20 protein-coding genes are annotated in these 20,860 nt (G+C 53.5%); 13 read left to right on the top strand and 7 right to left on the bottom strand.

All coding sequences use genetic code 11. From position 1 onward, the window contains the following. Window positions 1-3: 3 nt before the first annotated feature. Window positions 4-1,998 (top strand): transketolase, encoded by a 1,995-nt coding sequence (tkt, locus tag ACI2I2_RS12315; RefSeq protein WP_404658162.1) that lies wholly within the window; start codon window positions 4-6, stop codon window positions 1,996-1,998. Between the two features lie 74 nt (window positions 1,999-2,072). Here the strand turns inward: tkt and ACI2I2_RS12320 are convergent, their stop codons facing one another. Continuing rightward, window positions 2,073-3,119, bottom strand: coding sequence for a DUF1176 domain-containing protein (locus tag ACI2I2_RS12320; RefSeq protein WP_404658163.1), 1,047 nt, complete (start codon window positions 3,117-3,119; stop codon window positions 2,073-2,075). Window positions 3,120-3,194: 75 nt separating this feature from the next. Continuing rightward, the gene (gene nudK, locus ACI2I2_RS12325) at window positions 3,195-3,770 is read right to left on the bottom strand and encodes a GDP-mannose pyrophosphatase NudK (RefSeq protein ID WP_404658164.1); all 576 of its coding nucleotides are present in this window, start codon (window positions 3,768-3,770) and stop codon (window positions 3,195-3,197) included. A gap of 219 nt (window positions 3,771-3,989) precedes the next feature. On the opposite strand from nudK, the gene acrD reads away from it, so the two are divergent. Then, complete coding sequence (acrD, locus tag ACI2I2_RS12330) at window positions 3,990-7,103, top strand: multidrug efflux RND transporter permease AcrD (RefSeq protein ID WP_404658165.1); 3,114 nt, start codon at window positions 3,990-3,992, stop codon at window positions 7,101-7,103. A 260-nt stretch (window positions 7,104-7,363) separates the two neighbouring features. Here the strand turns inward: acrD and ypfM are convergent, their stop codons facing one another. Beyond that, window positions 7,364-7,423 carry a protein YpfM gene (gene ypfM / locus ACI2I2_RS12335; protein ID WP_015572204.1) on the bottom strand — a complete coding sequence of 20 codons (60 nt, stop codon included), beginning with the start codon at window positions 7,421-7,423 and terminating at the stop codon, window positions 7,364-7,366. Between the two features lie 354 nt (window positions 7,424-7,777). Between ypfM and ACI2I2_RS12340 the strand changes: the two genes are divergently transcribed. From ACI2I2_RS12340 to ACI2I2_RS12355, 4 genes are all read left to right on the top strand, one after another. Beyond that, the gene (locus tag ACI2I2_RS12340) at window positions 7,778-8,131 is read left to right on the top strand and encodes an ArsC family reductase (RefSeq protein ID WP_404658166.1); all 354 of its coding nucleotides are present in this window, start codon (window positions 7,778-7,780) and stop codon (window positions 8,129-8,131) included. Between the two features lie 3 nt (window positions 8,132-8,134). Beyond that, complete coding sequence (gene dapE / locus ACI2I2_RS12345) at window positions 8,135-9,262, top strand: succinyl-diaminopimelate desuccinylase (RefSeq protein ID WP_404658167.1); 1,128 nt, start codon at window positions 8,135-8,137, stop codon at window positions 9,260-9,262. Between the two features lie 27 nt (window positions 9,263-9,289). Then, window positions 9,290-9,484, top strand: coding sequence for a YpfN family protein (locus ACI2I2_RS12350; RefSeq protein WP_330982979.1), 195 nt, complete (start codon window positions 9,290-9,292; stop codon window positions 9,482-9,484). A gap of 93 nt (window positions 9,485-9,577) precedes the next feature. Next, a complete protein-coding gene (locus ACI2I2_RS12355) occupies window positions 9,578-10,276 on the top strand; it encodes an RluA family pseudouridine synthase (protein WP_404658168.1) in 699 nt (232 codons plus the stop codon). 23 nt (window positions 10,277-10,299) lie between these two features. Here ACI2I2_RS12355 and ACI2I2_RS12360 read toward each other — a convergent pair whose 3' ends face one another. Together ACI2I2_RS12360 and ACI2I2_RS12365 are read right to left on the bottom strand one after the other, a co-directional pair. Beyond that, a complete protein-coding gene (locus ACI2I2_RS12360) occupies window positions 10,300-10,839 on the bottom strand; it encodes a DUF2058 domain-containing protein (RefSeq protein ID WP_330982981.1) in 540 nt (179 codons plus the stop codon). A 97-nt stretch (window positions 10,840-10,936) separates the two neighbouring features. Next, on the bottom strand, window positions 10,937-12,346 hold the full coding sequence (locus ACI2I2_RS12365) for an MFS transporter (RefSeq protein WP_404658190.1): 1,410 nt from the start codon (window positions 12,344-12,346) through the stop codon (window positions 10,937-10,939). Window positions 12,347-12,690: 344 nt separating this feature from the next. On the opposite strand from ACI2I2_RS12365, the gene ACI2I2_RS12370 reads away from it, so the two are divergent. Then, the gene (locus ACI2I2_RS12370; protein ID WP_404658169.1) at window positions 12,691-13,605 is read left to right on the top strand and encodes a LysR family transcriptional regulator; all 915 of its coding nucleotides are present in this window, start codon (window positions 12,691-12,693) and stop codon (window positions 13,603-13,605) included. On the opposite strand, the gene ACI2I2_RS12375 is transcribed toward ACI2I2_RS12370, so the two are convergent. Beyond that, the gene (locus ACI2I2_RS12375) at window positions 13,589-14,182 is read right to left on the bottom strand and encodes an L-threonylcarbamoyladenylate synthase (protein WP_404658170.1); all 594 of its coding nucleotides are present in this window, start codon (window positions 14,180-14,182) and stop codon (window positions 13,589-13,591) included. The two genes, ACI2I2_RS12370 and ACI2I2_RS12375, sit on opposite strands and share 17 nt — an antisense overlap. Window positions 14,183-14,216: 34 nt before the next feature. Then, complete coding sequence (locus ACI2I2_RS12380) at window positions 14,217-14,996, bottom strand: L-threonylcarbamoyladenylate synthase (RefSeq protein WP_404658171.1); 780 nt, start codon at window positions 14,994-14,996, stop codon at window positions 14,217-14,219. Window positions 14,997-15,230: 234 nt separating this feature from the next. Here ACI2I2_RS12380 and ACI2I2_RS12385 point away from each other — a divergent pair, with 234 nt between their 5' ends. The 6 genes from ACI2I2_RS12385 to ACI2I2_RS12410 all read left to right on the top strand — a co-directional run bounded on the left by ACI2I2_RS12385 (window position 15,231) and on the right by ACI2I2_RS12410 (window position 20,780). Beyond that, complete coding sequence (locus ACI2I2_RS12385; RefSeq protein ID WP_404658172.1) at window positions 15,231-15,707, top strand: YbhB/YbcL family Raf kinase inhibitor-like protein; 477 nt, start codon at window positions 15,231-15,233, stop codon at window positions 15,705-15,707. A 46-nt stretch (window positions 15,708-15,753) separates the two neighbouring features. Then, window positions 15,754-16,944, top strand: coding sequence for an HlyD family secretion protein (locus ACI2I2_RS12390; protein ID WP_404658173.1), 1,191 nt, complete (start codon window positions 15,754-15,756; stop codon window positions 16,942-16,944). 12 nt (window positions 16,945-16,956) lie between these two features. Next, a complete protein-coding gene (locus ACI2I2_RS12395; RefSeq protein WP_404658174.1) occupies window positions 16,957-17,562 on the top strand; it encodes an L-threonylcarbamoyladenylate synthase in 606 nt (201 codons plus the stop codon). Beyond that, window positions 17,559-18,785: an MFS transporter gene (locus ACI2I2_RS12400; RefSeq protein ID WP_404658175.1), complete on the top strand. Its 1,227-nt coding sequence runs from the start codon at window positions 17,559-17,561 to the stop codon at window positions 18,783-18,785. The genes ACI2I2_RS12395 and ACI2I2_RS12400 overlap by 4 nt, the downstream gene beginning before the upstream one ends. A 110-nt stretch (window positions 18,786-18,895) precedes the next feature. Next, on the top strand, window positions 18,896-20,254 hold the full coding sequence (locus ACI2I2_RS12405) for an aconitase/3-isopropylmalate dehydratase large subunit family protein (protein ID WP_404658176.1): 1,359 nt from the start codon (window positions 18,896-18,898) through the stop codon (window positions 20,252-20,254). After that, window positions 20,241-20,780, top strand: a complete 540-nt coding sequence (locus ACI2I2_RS12410) for a 3-isopropylmalate dehydratase (protein ID WP_404658177.1) — start codon at window positions 20,241-20,243, stop codon at window positions 20,778-20,780. Before ACI2I2_RS12405 ends, ACI2I2_RS12410 begins: the two co-directional genes overlap by 14 nt. Window positions 20,781-20,860 lie beyond the last annotated feature (80 nt).

The raw sequence follows: 20,860 nt of genomic DNA on the forward strand, positions 1-20,860 counted from the left end.
ACTATGTCCCGCAGAGAGCTCGCCAACGCCATTCGCGCCCTGAGTATGGACGCCGTGCAGAAAGCCAATTCCGGTCACCCTGGCGCCCCGATGGGGATGGCCGATATCGCCGAAGTGCTGTGGAATGATTTCCTCAAACACAACCCGAACGATCCGCACTGGTACGATCGCGACCGCTTTATTTTGTCGAACGGGCACGCCTCAATGTTGCTCTACAGCCTGCTGCATCTGACGGGCTATGACTTGCCGATGGAAGAGATTAAAAACTTCCGCCAGTTGCACTCCAAAACACCAGGCCATCCGGAAATTGGCTATACGCCAGGCGTTGAAACCACCACCGGGCCGCTGGGTCAGGGGCTGGCGAATGCGGTTGGGATGGCGATTGCAGAACGCACGCTGGCCGCGCAGTTCAATAAGCCCGACCACGACATTGTCGATCACTACACTTACGTCTTTATGGGCGATGGCTGCCTGATGGAAGGCATTTCTCATGAAGCCTGTTCCCTGGCAGGCACACTGGGGCTCGGCAAATTGATTGGCTTCTACGACCACAACGGCATCTCCATTGATGGCGAAACCGATGGCTGGTTTACCGATGACACCGCCAAACGCTTTGAGGCCTATCACTGGCATGTGGTACATGAAATCGACGGCCATGATCCTGAAGCCGTGAAAAAAGCGATCCTCGAAGCGCAGAGCGTGAAAGATAAGCCGTCGCTGATTATCTGCCGCACGGTGATTGGCTTCGGCTCGCCAAACAAGGCGGGGAAAGAGGAGTCTCACGGCTCGGCACTGGGCGAAGAAGAAGTGGCGCTGGCGCGTAAACAATTAGGCTGGAAATACCCGGCTTTTGAAATTCCTAAAGAGATTTATCAGGCCTGGGATGCGCACCAGAAAGGCGAGAAGGCTCAGCAAAGCTGGAAAGAGAAACTGTCGGCCTACCAGAAAGCACACCCGGAACTGGCTGCTGAATTTCTGCGTCGTATGAGCGGCGAGCTGCCGGAAAACTGGCAAACCACTTCTCAGCACTATATCGAGAAATTGCAGGGCGAACCGGCCAAAATTGCCAGCCGCAAAGCCTCACAGAACGCGCTGAACAACTTCGGGCCGCTTCTGCCGGAACTGCTCGGCGGCTCAGCGGACCTTGCGCCAAGTAACCTGACCATCTGGAAAGAATCCGTTTCGCTGAAAGAAGATCATGCCGGGAACTACATTCACTACGGCGTGCGCGAATTTGGGATGACGGCTATCGCCAACGGTATCGCCCATCACGGCGGTTTTGTGCCCTACACCGCCACCTTCCTGATGTTTGTCGAGTACGCCCGTAACGCCGCGCGTATGGCGGCGCTGATGAAAGCCCGGCAGATTATGGTGTATACGCACGACTCCATTGGGCTGGGCGAAGACGGGCCAACGCACCAGGCTGTGGAACAACTTGTCAGCCTGCGCCTGACGCCAAACTTCAGCACCTGGCGACCCTGCGATCAGGTAGAAACCGCCGTGGCGTGGAAAGCGGCTATCGAACGCCACACCGGGCCGACGGCGCTTATCCTCTCCAGGCAAAACCTGGCCCAGATGGAACGTACGCCGGATCAGGTGAAGGACATTGCGCGCGGGGGCTATATCCTGAAAGACGCAGGCGGCAAACCAGATCTCATCCTGATTGCGACAGGTTCAGAGGTGGAAATTACGGTACTGGCGGCGGAGAAGTTAGCCGGTGAAGGCCATAACGTACGAGTGGTTTCCCTGCCGTCTACCGATGTGTTTGATGCTCAGGATGAGGCGTACAAAGAATCTGTCTTGCCTTCGAACGTTTCCGCTCGCGTGGCGGTGGAAGCAGGCATTGCCGACTACTGGTACAAATACGTTGGGCTGAAAGGCGCGATTGTCGGGATGACCACCTTCGGCGAATCCGCGCCTGCCGATAAGCTGTTCCCGTTCTTTGGCTTTACGGTGGAGAACATTGTCGAGAAGGCGAAGAAAGTTCTCGGGAAATAAGACAGTTTGCCCGGTGGCGGCATACGTGATGAGCGTTTCCAGGCCTGATAAGCGCCAGCGCCATCAGGCAAAACTTATCGAGTAATCCATAACGTGGGCCAGCCGTCTGGCCCCTTCCAGTTATCGCAGGTCGGCTGTCCGGCGTAACGCACCAGCCGGAAACGCTGACCATCATAGCGCCAGCGTGTCTGCACGCCACAGTCGCCCTGCCCGCGTCCTTTATCGAGCGTGATAAGTTCGCGGGTCTTATCGTTGAAGCTCAAATTCACCAGTTCAATTTCGCGCTCTTCGCTATCCGGGGCCTGAAACGGCAGTCGTAATCGTATCGACTGAGCGCTGAACGGCTTCGCGCGTGAGACCAGCCATGCGCGATAAATCGTGTTGTAGGCGCCGGATTCACAACTCACCATCAGCAGCGCCTTATCGTCGGTCAACGGCGTAACCCACACTTCACGGCGCAGTGGGTCAAGCGAGCACTGGCTGTTGCTCATGCGCAAGGTGCCGTAATCGAGCAGGTCGTTAAACTCTTCGCGGGTGAATGGCGTCGGCGTGGGATTGACCTTCTTCACCGCTTTGAGCGCAGGTGCAGGGGGAACGCTGAGCGGCGGTTCATCCCCTTTGCCGATCCACGCGGTTTCACTGCCGACACGCTTTTGCCTGTCATCAATAAACAGTAACGCCGCCTTCAGCCCGACCAGCGAAATCACCTGCTTGCCGCCATTCAGTGTCAGCGCCTGGCCTTCCTGAATATGCTGTAAGAAAGTGGTGATGCTCGGCGTGTCACTGGTGGTCAACAGCCATGGCGTGAGCTGCCAGTGTACACCCGGCAACGTCAGCGGAACGCCATCGAGCTGCAAACGGGTCGAAATCGCCGGGATTTTCGGCAGCAGATTTTCCGGCCCGCCGAGTTCAATACGCAGAGAAGAGTCGTTATGTGCGCCCGCGCTGCGGCTGAGCGTCATCACCAACCCGTGATGCTGCCCGACATTACGCGCGGTGCAAAAATTTTGGTTATTACAGGTGACCTGCCAGTCGCTGAATTCCTGTTGGACGGGCGCAGCCCAGCCGGGCGTTAACGGCAGCCCGATAAGCAGCATGAGGAAAAAAAGACGGTAAGACACGAGACGACCCCAGAAGAAAAAATCACCAGCAACTGCGGCGTATCCTCACCTGGCGGACCGACTCGCTCAATCGGATTAGTCCATTAAACCGGCGCTTTGCAGATACTGCAGCAGGATAACGGCTTTGCCATCACGAATTTCGCCTCGCTTCACCATGGCGAGCGCCTGCGCAAAAGGCATTTCCAGCACGTCGATATCTTCATCTTCCACGCCGCCGCCCGCGTTAGCTCGCTGGCTGTCGTCATACTCGGCAACGAAGAAATGCACCAGTTCCGTCACGCCGCCCGGCGACATGTACAGTTCGAAGACTTTACGCACATTGCTGACCTGATAACCGGTCTCTTCCACCGCTTCTTTGCGGATGCAATCTTCAGGTTCATCGTCATCCAGCAGGCCAGCACACGTTTCGATTAATCGACCATCTGCATTGCCATTCACCCACGTCGCCACACGGAATTGACGCACCAGCACGACACTTTGTTTGCCAGGGTTATAGAGTAAAATGGTCGCGCCATTGCCACGGTCGTAGACTTCACGCTTATGGCGAATAACTTCACCGTTGCTGCGCGTCAGGTCGTAGGTGATATTGCGTAAAACGAAGTAGTTTTCCGACAGGATCTTGTCTTTGATGATTTCGATATTGAATGACATGCAGGCTCCACAGCGTCAGAAGGAAGCGTTCAAGTCTACCTTCAGGACATGTTTTTGTCGTTACGCACTTTTATCTTGTTTTATGTATTCTTATGCATGAAAGCGGCATGATAATTTACACTATCTCCTTTTTTTCTCCACGTTTCGCTCAGGCCTTGCCGTTACAGTGTTCAAAGCCTGTCATAACAAAAAAATACGCGTAATGAGGTCCTGATTCCGATGGCGAATTTCTTTATCGATCGCCCCATTTTTGCCTGGGTGCTGGCCATCCTGTTGTGCCTTACCGGCACACTGGCAATTCTGTCGCTTCCTGTTGAGCAATATCCTGATTTAGCCCCGCCGAATGTGCGCATTACTGCGAACTACCCCGGCGCATCAGCCCAAACGCTTGAGAACACGGTGACTCAGGTTATCGAGCAGAACATGACCGGGCTCGATAACATGATGTATATGTCTTCCCAGAGCAGCTCCGCCGGGCAGGCTACCATCACGCTCACTTTCACCGCGGGTACCGACCCGAACGAAGCCATGCAGCAGGTACAAAACCAGCTGCAATCTGCGTTGAAGAAACTGCCGCAAGCCGTGCAGGATCAAGGGGTGACCGTACGTAAAACCGGGGATACCAACATCCTGACCATCGCCTTCGTCTCGACGGATGGCAGCATGGATAAGCAAGATATCGCCGACTACGTCGCCAGTAACGTGCAGGAACCGCTTAGCCGCGTGAACGGCGTCGGGAATATCACCGCTTACGGCTCACAGTATTCAATGCGTATCTGGCTGGATCCGGCGAAGCTCAACAGCTACCAGATGACCACCCAGGATGTGACGAATGCCATCAGCTCGCAGAACGCCCAGGTTGCCGTTGGGCAGTTAGGCGGCACGCCGCAGGTGGATAAGCAGGCGCTGAACGCAACCGTCAACGCACAATCGCTACTACAAACGCCGCAACAGTTCCGCGATATCACGCTGCGTGTGAATCAGGACGGTTCTGTTGTCACGCTCGGGGATGTCGCAACCGTCGAACTGGGCGCAGAAAACTACGATTATCTGAGCCGCTACAACCGCAACCCGGCATCCGGCCTTGGCGTTCAGTTGGCTTCCGGTGCGAATGAAATGCAGACCGCCGAGGCCACGCTGGCTCGTCTTGATGAACTCTCGCACTACTTCCCGCACGGGCTGGAATACAAAATCGCCTATGAAACCACTTCGTTCGTCAAAGCTTCGATTCACGATGTGGTGAAAACGCTGCTGGAAGCCATTGCGTTGGTGTTCCTGGTGATGTACCTGTTCCTGCAAAACTTCCGCGCCACGCTAATTCCGACCATCGCCGTGCCCGTGGTCTTGATGGGCACGTTCGCCATCCTTTACTCCTTCGGCTATTCGATAAACACCCTGACGATGTTCGCGATGGTGCTCGCCATCGGCCTGCTGGTGGATGACGCCATCGTGGTGGTGGAAAACGTCGAACGTATCATGACCGAGGAAGGGCTTTCGCCGCGTGAAGCGACACGTAAATCGATGGGCCAGATTCAAGGCGCGTTGGTGGGTATTGCAATGGTGTTGTCGGCGGTATTCATCCCGATGGCCTTCTTCGGCGGCACCACCGGGGCGATTTACCGTCAGTTCTCGGTGACTATCGTGTCGGCGATGGTGCTGTCGGTGCTGGTGGCAATGATCCTGACGCCAGCGCTGTGCGCCACGTTGCTCAAGCCATTGCACAAGGGTGAACAACATGGTCAGAAAGGCTTCTTCGGCTGGTTTAACCGCATGTTCAACCGCAATGCTGAACGTTACGAAACCGGCGTCGGCAAAATTCTGCATCGCAGCCTGCGCTGGATGTTGATTTACGTCCTGCTGCTGGGCGGCATGGTGTTCCTGTTCCTCCGCTTACCCACATCGTTCCTGCCACAGGAAGACCGTGGGATGTTCCTCACCTCTATTCAGCTGCCAAGCGGCTCTACGCAGCAGCAAACGCTGAAAGTGGTCGAGAAGGTCGAGGACTATTTCTTCAAAAACGAAAGCGCCAACGTGGCGTCTATCTTTGCCACCATCGGTTCCGGCCCTGGCGGGAACGGACAGAACGTCGCGCGTATGTTTGTCCGTCTGAAAGACTGGGACGACAGGGATGCGAAAACCGGCACCTCTTTCGCGGTTATCGAACGCGCCACCAAAGCGTTTAACAAAATCAACGAAGCGCGAGTCTTCGCCAACAACCCGGCGGCGATTAGCGGCCTGGGCAGTTCCGCTGGCTTTGATATGGAACTTCAGGATCACGCCGGTTTAGGCCATACGGCATTGATGGCGGCCCGCGACCAGTTGCTCGATATGGCGAGTAAAGATCCGCAGCTAACCCGCGTGCGTCACAACGGTCTGGATGACAGCCCGCAGTTGCAGATTGATATCGACCAGCGTAAAGCGCAGGCGCTTGGGGTGTCTATCGACGACATCAACGACACCATGCAAACCGCCTGGGGTTCAGACTATGTGAATGACTTTATGGATCGCGGGCGTACCAAGAAAGTGTACGTGCAGTCCGCTGCGCCGTATCGCATGCTGCCTGACGATATCAATTACTGGTATGTGCGTAACAGCAGCGGGCAAATGGTGCCGTTCTCAGCGTTTGCCACGTCGCGCTGGGAAACCGGTTCTCCGCGTCTGGAACGTTACAACGGTTATTCCGCGCTGGAAATCATCGGTGAAGCTGCGCCGGGCGTCAGTACCGGTACGGCAATGAATGTCATGGAACAACTGGTGAGCAAGCTGCCAACCGGATTTGGCCTGGAATGGACAGCCATGTCCTACCAGGAACGCCTCTCCGGAGCGCAAGCCCCTGCCCTGTACGCGATTTCGCTGCTGGTGGTGTTCCTGTGTCTGGCGGCGCTTTATGAGAGCTGGTCCGTGCCGTTCTCGGTAATGTTAGTCGTGCCGCTTGGGGTGATTGGGGCATTGCTCGCAACATGGATGCGCGGGCTTGAGAACGATGTGTACTTCCAGGTGGGCCTGCTGACGGTAATCGGGCTCTCGGCGAAGAACGCCATACTTATCGTCGAATTTGCTAATGAGATGAATGAGAAAGGCCAGGATCTGCTGTCAGCGACGCTGCACGCCTGTCGCCAGCGTTTGCGCCCTATCCTGATGACCTCGCTGGCGTTTATCTTCGGCGTACTGCCGATGGCCACCAGCACGGGCGCAGGTTCCGGCAGCCAGCATGCTGTGGGCACCGGGGTGATGGGCGGGATGATTTCCGCGACGGTGCTGGCGATATTCTTCGTGCCGCTGTTCTTCGTGCTGGTGCGTCGTCGCTTCCCGCTTAAACCGAAGCCGGAATAAGAATCGTGGGCACTAAAAAGGCGACTATTTAGTCGCCTTCAGACTGATGACAAACCTCATGCCAGTGCAGAACGAGTACATCCCACCAGGAAAAACATGGAAAATCAATTTATTGATTTTCGGCTGATAACCACAAAGAAGGAAAAACCACGCTTTTTCCTTCTTTGTATGTGATATCAAGGCGACTATTTAGTCGCCTTTTTTATCGCTCCTGCACGGATAAAACCTATAAACAGTTAGCGCATTTGCTCACGGTGGAATTATTTACGAAGCATGCCTTCGATAAAATCTTTCCAGTTTCCCAGTTCACGTTCGATCATAACAACCTCTCTTATTATTATGGTTAGTGTATAAAAATAGCCTGGTGATGTGAAGACACTTTAACCAATCGCTGCGATGACTGCCTCCGGGTACCGTGTAGCTGGGCTTGAGGTAACTATGGGCGAGTCACCATTAATTTAATGTGACTTGCAGCAACATTTCGAAACAGTAATACTTCTGCATGATTTCACAATCTTATGCAGGCTGAATGACATTTCATTCAGATGAGTGCCTCAGATATTTCTCAGTCGCAGAGGTGGGGCTGAATGCTTATTTCGCGTATGATTTGAAGCCGAAGAAATCTATTCTAAAAAACTGAGCGATTCACCTGTTTTCACGCAAAAGGATTAACCATGATAACGATGTATGGCATTAAAAACTGCGACACCATTAAAAAGGCGCGCCGCTGGCTGGAGGACCACCAGCTGGAGTATCGCTTTCATGATTACCGTGCCGATGGCCTCGACAGTGCATTGTTAGCCACTTTTATCACCGAACTGGGCTGGGAAGCACTGCTCAATACTCGCGGCACCACCTGGCGCAAACTGGACGAATCCTTGCGCGCCTCCATCAACACCCCCGAGGCCGCCGCTGCGCTGATGCTCGAAATGCCAGCAATCATCAAACGCCCATTGCTCTGCGCGCCCGGTAAGCCTATGCTGCTGGGCTTTAGTGATTCCAGTTACCAGACGTATAACGAGGTGTAGTGTATGTCATGCCCGGTCATTGAGCTGGCTCAACAGCTTATTCGCCGCCCTTCCCTGAGCCCCGACGATGCGGGCTGCCAGGCGCTGATGATTGAGCGCCTGCGCGCGATTGGATTTACCGTTGAAGCCATGGATTTTGGCGATACACAAAATTTCTGGGCATGGCGCGGCAAAGGGGAAACCCTCGCGTTCGCCGGGCACACCGACGTGGTGCCGCCGGGCGATGCCGATCGCTGGATTAACCCTCCTTTCGAACCGACCATTCGTGACGGCATGCTGTTTGGCCGTGGCGCCGCGGATATGAAAGGTTCACTGGCGGCGATGGTCGTTGCTGCCGAACGCTTTGTTGCTCAGCATCCGAACCATAAAGGCCGTCTTGCGTTCCTGATAACGTCTGACGAAGAAGCCAGTGCCACCCACGGCACGGTGAAAGTGGTAGAAGCGCTGATGGCGCGCAACGAACGTCTGGATTATTGCCTCGTCGGCGAACCCTCCAGCACAGAAGTCGTGGGCGATGTCGTCAAGAACGGTCGTCGTGGCTCGATGACTTGTAACCTGACCATTCACGGCGTGCAGGGCCATGTGGCCTATCCGCATCTGGCCGATAACCCGGTTCACCGCGCCGCGCCTATGCTTAACGAACTGGTGGGCATCGAGTGGGACAAAGGTAACGAGTTCTTCCCGCAGACCAGCATGCAGATTGCCAATATCAAAGCAGGCACCGGCAGCAACAACGTTATCCCTGGCGACCTGTTTGTTCAGTTCAACTTCCGTTTCAGCACCGAGCTGACGGACGAAGCCATCAAGCAGAAGGTTATCGCCCTGCTCGACAAACATGAGCTGCGCTACAGCGTGGACTGGTGGGTCTCCGGGCAACCCTTCCTGACCGCACGCGGTAAATTAGTGGATGCGGTGGTGAATGCCATTGAGCACTATAATGAAATTAAACCGCAGCTGCTGACCACAGGCGGCACCTCAGACGGGCGTTTTATCGCGCAAATGGGTGCTCAGGTTGTGGAGCTGGGGCCGGTCAACGCCACCATTCATAAAATCAACGAATGCGTGAACGCCGCCGACCTGCAACTTCTGGCCCGGATGTATCAGCGGATTATGGAACAACTGGTCGCGTAAGCGGCCTCATTTGAAGAGGTATCAGGCATGGACTGGCTGGCAAAATATTGGTGGATCCTGGTGCTGGTGTTTTTGTTAGGCGTTATTCTTAACGTTATCAAAGATCTCAAGCGCGTCGACCCGAAGAAGTACATGGCAAACAAGCCAGACCTTCCCCCGCATCGTGATTTCAACGACAAGTGGGACGATGACGACGACTGGCCGAAAGATAAGAAGTCTTGATCCTGTAACGCCCAGGCAAAGCCTGGGCGTTTTGTTTTCACCCTCGCCCGAAATTGGTTATCATCCGCCTCCACTCTTTTGCCGGGCGGCCTGATGTCTACCGTTATCGATACCTTTATTGCTCCGCCGTGCCACGCTGAAATCGAGATTCTGTGGCAGGACGACCATCTGCTGCTGATAAACAAACCCACCGGTTTGCTTAGCCTTTCCGGGAAAAACCCGCAGAATCTGGATTCGGTGCATTATCGGTTAGCCCAGCAATTCCCCGGCTGCACGCTGGTGCATCGTCTTGATTTCGGCACCTCCGGCCTGATGGTGGTGGCCCGCAATAAAGCCATCAATGCTGCACTTTGCCAGCAGTTCAGTCATCGAAGCGTGACGAAAGAGTACAGCGCCCTGCTGTGTGGGCATCTGGCGGAGGACGAAGGGATTATCGATGCGGCAATAGCCAAAGATCCGGCGCTGTTTCCGCTGATGTCGATTTGCGAAATTCACGGCAAGCCCGCGCGTTCCCACTATCGGGTCGTTGAGCGTTTTACACGTGAGGTGGAAGACGGGAAACTGCTGCCGTTAACGCGAGTCCAGCTCACACCGGAAACCGGGCGCACACATCAACTGCGCATTCACTGTCAGTATTTAGGCCATCCTATTTTAGGCTGCGATTTGTACGGCGGGCTTGATTTGCCGGGTACTGAGCAAGCACCACGGCTGATGCTGCATGCCAGCGCGTTGAACTTTGTTCATCCCATCACTGGCGAAAAGATCAATGCCAGAAACGCCAGCCCGTTCTGAACGGCTGGCATTTTGGCCGCGGTTTACCACATCAAATCGTCTGGCACTTTAAAGTCTGCATACGGATCGTCTTCGTCCTGCTCTTCCTGACTCAGGGCGCTATTGAGCACAATGCTGCTGGCATCTCGCTGTGCGATTTTATCCGCGACGCTTGCGGGAATGATGGCGTACTGAGCGTCGCTGCTGCCTTCAACAAGCAGGCGTGCAATCGCCAGACGACCATTAATAAGCTGAGTCTGGGTCGCTTTATCGACCACGATTTTTTTGATCAGCGTGCCGTCGGTAAAGTTGAAATCAATATTGCCTCTGGCGACAGTGATGCGGTTCATCTCAATCAGTTGCTTCACCTGAGCTTTGTATTCTTTCGCTAATGTCGCTTGCTTCTGCTGCTCGCTTAACTCTTTGTCACGCTCAAGCTGGGCTTTCTTATTCTCTTCCACCGCCTCGCGCGCTTCACGTGCCTGAACGCGGGATTTTTTGGCCGTGCGCTGAACCTTGGCGACTTTCTTGCTGGACACTAAGCCAGCTTTGAGCATCTGCTCTTGTAGGGTGAGTTTTGTCATTTTCTACTCTGAATCGTTTGGATAATGCGGAGATTATACCTGTAATTTTGTTCGATACACCCGCGCACGTCTCCCCTCTGCAACATAGCCTCTGCGATCAGATATTTTCGAGATCGATCCCCCGGGTTTTAGGACCAAAAATGCCGATGGTCAGCATCACAATAACCATGCTGGCCACGATAAAAGCAATCACGCCCACCGAGCCGCTGTATTGCAGGATCAGGCCGATAAGGATGCTGCTGAACACCGTTGAGAGTCGGCTGAAGGAGTAACAAAAACCGACCGCCCTGGCCCGAATGTGAGTTGGGAAGACCTCAGACTGATACGAGTGATAGCTGTAGGTGAGCCAGGCATTGGACCAGGTAATGAAAAACCCGCAGAGAATCAGCCACACAGGATTGTTCTGGAGCGCGAACAGTGAGCCGAAGACGACGGTAGTCAGGCAGGAGAGTACAATCTGCCATTTATTTTCCATCCTGTCTGCATAACGGCTACAGATCAGCGCCCCCAGCGGATAAGCCAGGGTGATGAAAAAGGCATACAGCAGGCTATGGGTGACCGACGCGCCCTTGCCAGACAGCAGTGCAGGCAGCCAGTTGCCAAAGCCAAAAAAGCCAATCGCCTGGAAGAAGTTCATGACAACCAGCATCAGCGTGCGGCCGCGATACTGCACTGACCAGATATCCTTAAACCGGCCTCGCGCCGTCGGGTGGGTGGCTGACGGGCTCTCTCGCAGCGGGAAATCAGGCTGCTCGCTCATACCGCAGCGCTTTTCCATGGCCTGCATGACCGTGCGCACATCCCCAAAGCGCCTCTGCTGCAATAACCAACGAGGCGACTCCGGCAACCCTTTACGAACCAGCCAGATAATTAACGAAGCCAGTGCCCCAATAATGACGACATATCGCCAGCCGCTAAGGCCCAGAATGGTTTGCGGTACCAGCCACCATGACATCAGCGCAACGGCGGGCACAGAGAGAAACTGGATGAAAAAGGCAAAAGCAAAAGCCCGGGTACGCAGATGAGCCGGCACCCATTCAGTCAGATAGGTGTCGATGGTCACCAGCTCCACGCCAAGACCAATCCCCACCATAAAGCGCATGAAAATGACCCCTTCCGCATGATGCTGAAACGCCATCCCCAGAGAAAAAACGCCATACCACAGCAGCGCGTACATAAAGGTCACCCGTCGACCAATACGATCGGCATACGGGCTAAGCAGGCTCGCGCCCAAAAAGAGGCCAAGAAAAGTGGCTGACGCAAAAGCCGCCTGATCGGCTATGCCAAACACCCCCTGAGTGCCGGTATGGAAAATCCCTTCCGCAATCAGGCCAGTACTGATATAGCCCGTCTGAAACAGATCGTAGAGCTCAAAAAATCCCCCGAGGGAGAGCAAAACAATGAAGCCCCAAAGCCCTCCGCTGGCTGGCAGCGCATCGATTCTTGCCGCCAGATCGTCTTCCCGGATAGGGGAATGCCGCTGAACGGCGCTTTCTGAAACCAACACATCACTCACAGTTAACCTCTGTGTAACATTTCGTACATGCCGTTATGCTAGAGGGAAATGTTCGGATTTAAATTTTTAATTCGCACCGCTGCGCAATTAATTAAGCATAAAAAACCATTTTTCTAACGATTAGTGCCTGAAAATTTACCTCACCGTATTTCAACAGGGTTGAATAAAATACGGCATGCCCAATAGAAGCAGGATTAAAACGTTAACGGTTCACCTTTTCATCATCGCCATTATCTCGCCGGAAAATAGCCGTCAGGAAAAATTTTCACTTGACGTTAACAAAGGCTTTTGCCACTAATTATGGCGTTTTCGCACAGCAGACAGTGGATAGCAGAATGGAAAAAGTCGAGAATTTAATTCCGATGGTTGTATTTGCACGCGTGGTCGAAACCCTGAGTTTTACCGAGGCAGCACTCTCGTTGGGGATGTCTAAATCCTCTGTCAGTCGCGATATATCAACGCTGGAAAAACGTATTGGTGCAATGCTGCTCAAGCGTACAACCCGTAAAATAGAAATTACTGAATTTGGCCTAAGCTACTATCAGCACTGCTTCAAAATATTAAATGAACTGCGCGCGGCAGAAAGATTTGTCCGCGATTATTATGAAGAACCCACTGGCACAATTAAAATTCTCGCCCCGGTAACCTTTGGAAAACAATATGTCGTCCCGGCATTAAACGCCTATCTGGAAAGAAATATGATGGCGAATGTCGATCTCGACTTGTCGGATAAAGAAGTGGAAATCAAAGAGAGTCCGTATGATCTTTCGGTCCTTGTGGCTCAGGATACCCCAACGCATGAACACACGACGTTTCTCTGCTCTATTCAATGGGGGCTTTATGCCACGCCGGAGTGTGTCGCCAGAATGCGCCCCATTCAGTCGCCTGCCGATCTCCCCGCACACAACTATATTTTGTTCCGCGGAGTGGCAAGAACAGTATCGCTGCCATTTCGTAAAGAAAAACAAAAAATCAGTGTGGATGTTCACAGCCGTTTTCGCAGCAACAATAGCGTGGCGCTGATTAATATGGCGCTGTCTGGCCTCGGTATCGCCTATTTACCGAATTACGTTGCCAGGGAAAGCATCGCGACAGGAAAACTGATTCGCCTTCTGCCCGGCTGGCAAATGGACGAATATAAAGTGTGGCTGCTGTCCAAAACCAAAAACACGATGACCTCGGGTATTAAACGCTTTAGCGATGAGCTTCAGCAGCTTATCTCCGGGGCTGAGCTTAAAGAAGCGCGCTGATATCCAGTTCGCCACGACGGAGGATCGAGACCTGGTCATTCAGCAAAGAGATATGGGTTGTGGCCTGACGGGTCAGGTTTTTGCTGTTGGAAGGCACCACCAAATCCACCCAATCACCCAAATCTTCGCGGGCGATCGTGAAGCTGACCAATCCGCCTGTATGCTGCTGAGCACCTGCGGGGATAACCATCAGCGGCCTGCCAAGCCGACTGATGATGTTTCGCATCTGGTGATTTTTCACGCAAACCACAGAGACTGTATTGCCCTCACCGGGTAATGCCGCTTCCTGCTGCCTTTTCTGCAAGTGCACTTTCAGCGTACCGGGCCAAAAGGCCCGGCTCAGGACTTCAATTTTATTTCTTTGCCACTGGCTGACCTCTACCCACGCCCAGATCCCAGTGAGATCGCAGAAGCACAGCGTGATGTCTTTCACCGACAGCGAGGTTTTCAATAACATCAGCTTACTCACCGCATCCGGGCAGAAAGGATCGGCCGCCAGAGCAAAATGCGTATCCGTCGGGACAAGGATGATCCCACCTTTTTGCAATACTGAAACTGCTTTGTCTGTGAATGACATCGTGGTCCACGCTCTCGCTGCAATCGAGCCTTAACTAGTAATAATCGCCGTGACGGTAGTCCCAGGTATTAAACTGCGAAGACATAAAATTGACGATTTTATGCACATCCAGGCCTTTACGAATCAACACCGGGCAAGGGGTAATTTTTCGGCTACCGGCTTGCTCCGGCACCAGCTTCCCTTCGCCGTCAACCATCGATACCATCACGCCCTGCTCATAACGGCTTTCCAGGCTTTCATCAGGCTGAATGGATTTGACATACTCGTTGGCGCAAATAATAAGATCCGCACGCTCTTCAATCCGCTCGCCGATAAATTCCACCATTCCTCGGTTTCCTTTTCCTGAAGGATTCGCCGAGCTGGCAAAAGAGTATTTTTGGTGCTTTTCCCATAATTCTTTGGCAATCATTTCACCCGGCTTACCAAATTTAATGACGAAGCAGCTGGTTTTTCTACCATCCATCATCAGCGCTTTCAGTCCATTATCTGGCAATTTATTAATGGCCTCTTCACGCCACGGTAAAATACAGCCCAGAAGCACATCTGCATCCCAGTGCGACTGGTAAAAGGCTTCAATTTCCGGATTCAACTCAGCCAGTTCTCTCAGCTGTTCCATGCTGCCACATAATACCACCCCTGGCTTATTACGGTTACGCTGCTTCGCTTCGAATTTTCTTTCCAGCCCCTCTTTATCGGAGGTCATAATGATATAACCGACCTTTGTCGGGCAAACAATCATGCCGCCTTCTGCACTTAAGACATTAATGGCTTCAGGCTGAACATCACCATTCCAGTTAACTTTCTTATTCATCATTTATTCTCCCTGCAATAAGCTTGTGTCATCAATTGAGGGCAAGAATGTCATCCAAAAACTGACCGCGCAATCCGCTCTCTGTTATTCCCGATATTGTTTCGCTGTTGCAACAATAATGCATTATTCCCGGGTAATTCGCCGGGTTTGTGAATTCCGTTTTCGCTTTCACCTTTCATCGGTTACCAATAAAACGACACGACGGCACCCGCCGCTGATCAAACCGAGGTAAATACAATGAAATTATCCATTCCTGGCTTAAGTGACTACGGATTCCTTAGTAAGCAGAATGAGTACAACGCATTTGGCGGAAATGGCGACAATCTCTCCCCGGCACTCAGCTGGGAAAATGCGCCACAGCAGGCCAAAAGTTTCGCGCTCACTGTCTACGATCCGGATGCGCCGACCGGAAGTGGTTTCTGGCACTGGGTGGCATTCAACATTCCTGCCGACACCACAGCACTCAAGGCTGGCGCTGGCTATCCGGATGCTCAGGCTCGGTTTACACAAGCCAGCTCTGATTTTGGCCAGCCGGGTTATGGCGGGTGCTGCCCTCCTGAAGGCGATATTCCCCACCGCTACATCTTCACCCTCCACGCGCTAAGCTGCGAAGATCTTGGCGTAACGGCCGATTTACCCAACGCCGTGATCCGCTTTCTGATCCAGATGCACACGCTCCAGGCCGCCAGCGTCATCACACTCTACCAGCGCTAACGGTGAGTCTGTGATTAACCCATTTAAGCGAGCTCCTGCCCTGCCTATGAAGACTAAAATCGCCGTGACGGTCGGCCTTCTGGGCAGCATGCTGCTCCTTTATTACAGCGCGTCGGGGGTCTCCAGTAAGGAGGCTTTCATTAATGGCCGGATCTCTACCGTGCTTTCGCCGCTGCCGGGGCAGCTGGTGCTTGCTGATGAGGTTGCACCGGGTCATGTCGTGACGGCCCATCAGCCTCTGGGCAGCGTCATGACCACTCAGGCCAATGACCAGATCCCAGGGCTCATTGCGCAAAAAAATACGCTGGAGATTGAGCTCGCTGGACTCGACAGGCAGATCTCCGGGCTTGACCGCCGCCTGCAGGTCTACCAGGGCCAGCAGCGGCAGTACGTTGCAGAAAGTCAGACTCAGCAGCAGTTAGGCGAAAAACAGTCTGCGGCCACCTGGATGCAGCTAAAAGAGGAGCTGAGTGCCATCACCGCTCAGGCAGCCTTTTCAAAACAGCAGTTTCGCAGCTATGAGGATTTATACCGCCAGCACGTCATCAGCCGGATCGAGTACGAGCAGAGAAAAAGCGATACTCAGGTGATGCAGGCCAGCCAGCAGGCCAAAGCGGCAGAGCTGCACCAACGCTTACTGGACGTGAGTGCAGCGAAATCGGGCCTGCAGCTCACAGGGCCAAGAACGCTTGATGCCCCCCAGCAAAACCAGCGCGACCTGGCGCTCACCATTGAGAGCATGAAGCAGGAGCGATTGCAGCTGATTGCCCGCCAGCAGGCGACCACACAGAGCATTCAGGAGGTTGCCACACTCCTCAACTCGCGCCGACAGGCGGTGTTAAGCAGCCTTTCGGACGGCGTCATCTGGGATGTGGGCGAGGAAAACGGCGCCAGCGTGCAGCCAGGCTCCCCCATTGTCCGGGTCCTCGATTGCCGCACCCGCTGGGTGGAAGCATTCTTTGATGAAGCCGATGCGGACAGGTTACATCCGGGCATGAAGGTCACCGTGCATCTGACCACCTCTTCCCGCGAGCAGTGGAGCGGCACACTCAAAACTCTGCGCGCTGGCAGTGGTCGTATCGTGGTAGGTGAAAGAGACGTCCAGCCGCCGCCGGAAATTGCAAGGCGTCAGCTTCCGGTCAAAGTCCTGACGGCACATATTGAAATTCAGTGGAAAGAAACCCCTGATCCGGCCAGCTTTTGCCTGGCGGGTCGCAGCGTAACCGTGAACATTTAAACAGGAAAAACCATGGAGCATATCTACAATACCGTTGCCGCCCTGAAGCGTGGCGAAGTCGTGCTGGTCCCGACCGACACCAATTATGCGTTAGCCGTCGATCCCTGGAATGTCGAGGCCTGCAAAAAAATCTATGACCTCAAAAAAAGAGACCCTGAAAAACCGCTCACCCTGTTTGTCGCAGATCCAGAGCAGGCGTGGGACTACATTCAGATCGATAAAATCCGCCACCCCTCTGCGCTGAAAAAGCTCATTGCCGCCATGCCGGGCGCATTAAATCTGGTGGTTCCGGCCTCGGAAAAAGTGCCCGTGAATCCTTACCTGAAAACGGATTCCGTCTCGCTGGTCTGCAACCAGCAAAGCGTTTTGCGCCAGGTGATAGCTTTGTTCGGTCGCCCTTTAGGCATGAGCTCAGCCAATCTTTCGGGCGTTGAATCAGAGGGACTGATCGACCTAACAGCAGCCAGCGAAACGTTTGGTGAGCGCGTCGGGTATATCCTGCCAGCCTCGCAGAAGCCGCTGACGACAATTTCAAGCACCATTGTTTCGTTGCTGGGGGAAGAGGTTCAGACACTGCGCAAAGGCGATATTGATATCGCCACGATGCTTGCGCCATGAACGCCTGCCGGTTGTCCACGGGCACCGCAAACCAGCGCCTGTTTCTGGGCTACCGTATTATTTCGCGCTGCTATTTCCATTTGCCCGTGCTGTTGCTCTATTTCTGGACAGCGGAAATAGGGATGTACCGGATAATCTTCCTGCTGGCGCTGTACGGCTTAACCAGTACCTTTAGCGGCAGTATCACCTCCCGGCTGCTGCGGTATTACTCTCCCCGGCAGACGGTGATGCTGGGTGAGTTCATCAAGGCGCTCGGCATCGGGCTGGTGCTGTGGAGTACCCGGCAAAGCGAAGTCAGTCTCCCTCTGTTAGTGCTTTCACAGCTGCTTGGCGGCGTAGGGTTTACCCTTGCGTTGACGACGGACGCCGCCCTGCTGCGCCAGTTGACTGCGGGAAATCAGCAACAGTTTATGCAGATCCAGACGGCATCGCAGAGTGGCATGTTCATTGCCACGCTCGTAGCGGGCTCGCTCGGCAGCGTTTTATTTGACTACAACCCGCAGTGGCCGTTTATCGCCGCCATTCTGATGAGCGTGATAGCGGCTGGCTTTGTGTTGCCGATTGTCGCACCGAAGGAGGTGTCTTCTGCCGAGCCCTCCGCCGCCTTACCCACCCTGATGATTCGTGCCGATCAGCGTTTCTGGATGCTGTTCTATGCCGTTTCTCGCGCGTTCACCCTCGCCCCGTTTATTGGCTTTATCCCCTTCTATTTCATTATGATCAATGTCGACCCACTGCTTTTTGGTGCGGTGCTCAGCTGCTTCACGCTGTCGTCATGGCTGGCGATTCGCATTGCCGGAGGCGTCATCACCCGCTATGGCGTCGCAACGCTACTGGCGGCCACCAGCCTCTTTATGACCGTGTCACTTGGCTTATTTGCCAGCGGGGAATGGCTGTCGGACCAGGGGATCGACTACTTCTTTTCAAGCTTACTTGCGCTGGTGATGCTCGGCTTTGGCTCCGGAACCATTCGCCCGGTCACGTTGGCCAATCTGGATCTCAGCGCCAACACCGCCGCAGAACGCATGCAAATATTCTCTTTGATGGAGCGCGACTTTAGCCTGGCAAACGCGTTTTTACTCGCCAATGGCGCCTGGCTCCTGATCACGAAAAGCTTTACCGACCTGATGCTGACCTTCTGCGTGCTCTATATCATTGTGAGCGGAATATCAGCATTATTTTACGTAAAGCACTCCACCCGCAACGCTCACAGTTCCATCTAAGCAACAATCAATACACATACTGAAACTAATGCGGCTTCTTTCTGATTCACATTGAAGATGACAGTTCTTTACGTTGTAATTTCATTATTGAAACCGGGTGGAGATCCTAAATGCCAACACACAACACCAATACTTACTCATCGCAAAATATCCCTGACGCAATGACCTTAACGGAAAAAATATTAGCCAACGCGAGCAACAGAAAAAGCGTCTCGCCGGGTGAAGTTATATTTGTGAACGTTAATGTATTGATGTCGCATGACCCTTGTACGCCAGGAGTAGCAAGCGTATTTAAACAAGAATTTGGTGAATCTGCGAAGGTCTGGAACCCGGATAGATTTATCATGATTCCGGATCACTTTACTTATTCTGCTGATCCTCAGGCCAATCATAATATAAGAGTTATGCGCGAATTTGCGAAAGAGCAAAATATTACTCACTTTTATGACGTTGGCACACCTGATTATAAAGGTGTCTGCCATATCGGTCTGGCCGAAGGCGGTCACACCCGCCCTGGCGAAGTTTTATTAGGTACGGATTCACATACCGTTACGGCGGGGGCATTTGGCACATTTGCTATTGGCGTTGGGATCACCGACGGCGCATATGCATTGGGGACGGGAGAAATACCGTTAATGGTCCCTGCCACCATTAAAGTGAATTATATCGGGAAAAAAGCCCAAAGCGTTCAGGCTAAAGATTTGATTTTAGTCTTAATGAAAGAGCTCGGCGTCGAAGGCGCCACCTATAATGCGATTGAGTTTTCCGGTAGCGTGATCGATGAACTGTCGGTCGAAGAGCGCATGACCATGTGTAATATGGTGGTGGAGTGCGGGGCCAAAAACGGCATTATGGTGCCCAATCAGGCCACCCTGGATTATCTGAATGCAAGAACCCGCGTTCCTTTTGAGGTTGTCACTCCGGATGACAATGCAGCCTATATCCGGACCATTACCATTGACGTCTCGGCATTAACCAGCGTGGTGGCGCGTCCGCACTCACCGGATAATGTGACGCCGATTGACCATCTTGAAAATATCGCCATCTCCCAGGCCTATATTGGCTCCTGCACCGGTGGGAAAACGGCAGACTTTATTGCTGCGGCGCAGATCCTCTATCAGCGAAAAGTCTCCATACCGACCTATGCAGTACCGGCGACCAAAGAAGTCTTCCATAATTTGATTACCACTCAGGTCAACGGCAGCTCCGTGTATGAGATCCTCACCCAGGCGGGCGTCACGTTATCCTCAGAACCCGGTTGCGCCGCCTGCTGTGGCGGTCCGGCGGACACCTTCGGGCGGGTTCGGGAGCCCATTAGCGTGATCTCCACCACCAACCGTAACTTTGTTGGCCGCATGGGTCACAAAGGCGCCATGATTTATTTGGCCTCCCCTTACGCGGTCGCCGCGGCAGCAGTGTCCGGCTTTATTACCAATCCAGAACGGTACTTAACTCATGACAACAAATAAACCGATGCGCGGTACAGTTTATGTATTAGGCGACAATATTGATACCGACCAGATATTAACGGCGGAATACCTGAAGATAAATCCGGCTTCAGCAGAAGGCCGTGAAGAGCTGGCTACCCTTGCGATGTGTGGCTTACCCGAAGGCGCGCCCGCCTTTATCGATCCGCAGACCCAGCGGGCCGGGTACGACTTTATTGTGGCGGGTAAAAACTTCGGCTGTGGCTCTTCAAGAGAACATGCCGTGGTCGCTCTTGGTGCTTCCGGCGTTAAAGCCGTGGTGGCTCACTCGTTCGCCCGTATTTTTTTCAGGAATTGCGTTTCTACCGGACAGCTGATGCCGGTGACGTTGAGCCAGGATAGCACTATCCACACGCTGAAAACCGGTGATGTGATTGAAATAGATTTAGAGAACTATCAGGTCAGTGTGCCGGATGGCGTTCTGAAAACCGCTCCGGTAGGGGAACTGGCGAATATTGTCGCGGCTGGCGGCTTGTTCGCTTATGCAAGACAAACAGGAAAAATTTAATCCATTACATCCATAAGACTCAAAACAAGACGCCTTACTTTCTCAGGGTGCAGCGTCTGTTTTGAGCGTACATAAGGCAA

Origin of the sequence: Scandinavium sp. NPDC088450, from assembly GCF_044900545.1 — a bacterium.
Taxonomy (GTDB): Bacteria; Pseudomonadota; Gammaproteobacteria; order Enterobacterales; family Enterobacteriaceae; genus Scandinavium.

Excerpts from the sequence above, each read along its gene's own strand:
- tkt (WP_404658162.1), top strand. The coding sequence starts at position 4 with ATGTCCCGCAGAGAGCTCGCCAACGCCATTCGCGCCCTGAGTATGGAC.
- nudK (WP_404658164.1), bottom strand. The coding sequence starts at position 3,770 with ATGTCATTCAATATCGAAATCATCAAAGACAAGATCCTGTCGGAAAAC.
- acrD (WP_404658165.1), top strand. The coding sequence starts at position 3,990 with ATGGCGAATTTCTTTATCGATCGCCCCATTTTTGCCTGGGTGCTGGCC.
- ACI2I2_RS12340 (WP_404658166.1), top strand. The coding sequence starts at position 7,778 with ATGATAACGATGTATGGCATTAAAAACTGCGACACCATTAAAAAGGCG.
- dapE (WP_404658167.1), top strand. The coding sequence starts at position 8,135 with ATGTCATGCCCGGTCATTGAGCTGGCTCAACAGCTTATTCGCCGCCCT.
- ACI2I2_RS12350 (WP_330982979.1), top strand. The coding sequence starts at position 9,290 with ATGGACTGGCTGGCAAAATATTGGTGGATCCTGGTGCTGGTGTTTTTG.
- ACI2I2_RS12355 (WP_404658168.1), top strand. The coding sequence starts at position 9,578 with ATGTCTACCGTTATCGATACCTTTATTGCTCCGCCGTGCCACGCTGAA.
- ACI2I2_RS12360 (WP_330982981.1), bottom strand. The coding sequence starts at position 10,839 with ATGACAAAACTCACCCTACAAGAGCAGATGCTCAAAGCTGGCTTAGTG.
- ACI2I2_RS12370 (WP_404658169.1), top strand. The coding sequence starts at position 12,691 with ATGGAAAAAGTCGAGAATTTAATTCCGATGGTTGTATTTGCACGCGTG.
- ACI2I2_RS12375 (WP_404658170.1), bottom strand. The coding sequence starts at position 14,182 with ATGTCATTCACAGACAAAGCAGTTTCAGTATTGCAAAAAGGTGGGATC.
- ACI2I2_RS12380 (WP_404658171.1), bottom strand. The coding sequence starts at position 14,996 with ATGATGAATAAGAAAGTTAACTGGAATGGTGATGTTCAGCCTGAAGCC.
- ACI2I2_RS12385 (WP_404658172.1), top strand. The coding sequence starts at position 15,231 with ATGAAATTATCCATTCCTGGCTTAAGTGACTACGGATTCCTTAGTAAG.
- ACI2I2_RS12390 (WP_404658173.1), top strand. The coding sequence starts at position 15,754 with ATGAAGACTAAAATCGCCGTGACGGTCGGCCTTCTGGGCAGCATGCTG.
- ACI2I2_RS12395 (WP_404658174.1), top strand. The coding sequence starts at position 16,957 with ATGGAGCATATCTACAATACCGTTGCCGCCCTGAAGCGTGGCGAAGTC.
- ACI2I2_RS12400 (WP_404658175.1), top strand. The coding sequence starts at position 17,559 with ATGAACGCCTGCCGGTTGTCCACGGGCACCGCAAACCAGCGCCTGTTT.
- ACI2I2_RS12405 (WP_404658176.1), top strand. The coding sequence starts at position 18,896 with ATGCCAACACACAACACCAATACTTACTCATCGCAAAATATCCCTGAC.
- ACI2I2_RS12410 (WP_404658177.1), top strand. The coding sequence starts at position 20,241 with ATGACAACAAATAAACCGATGCGCGGTACAGTTTATGTATTAGGCGAC.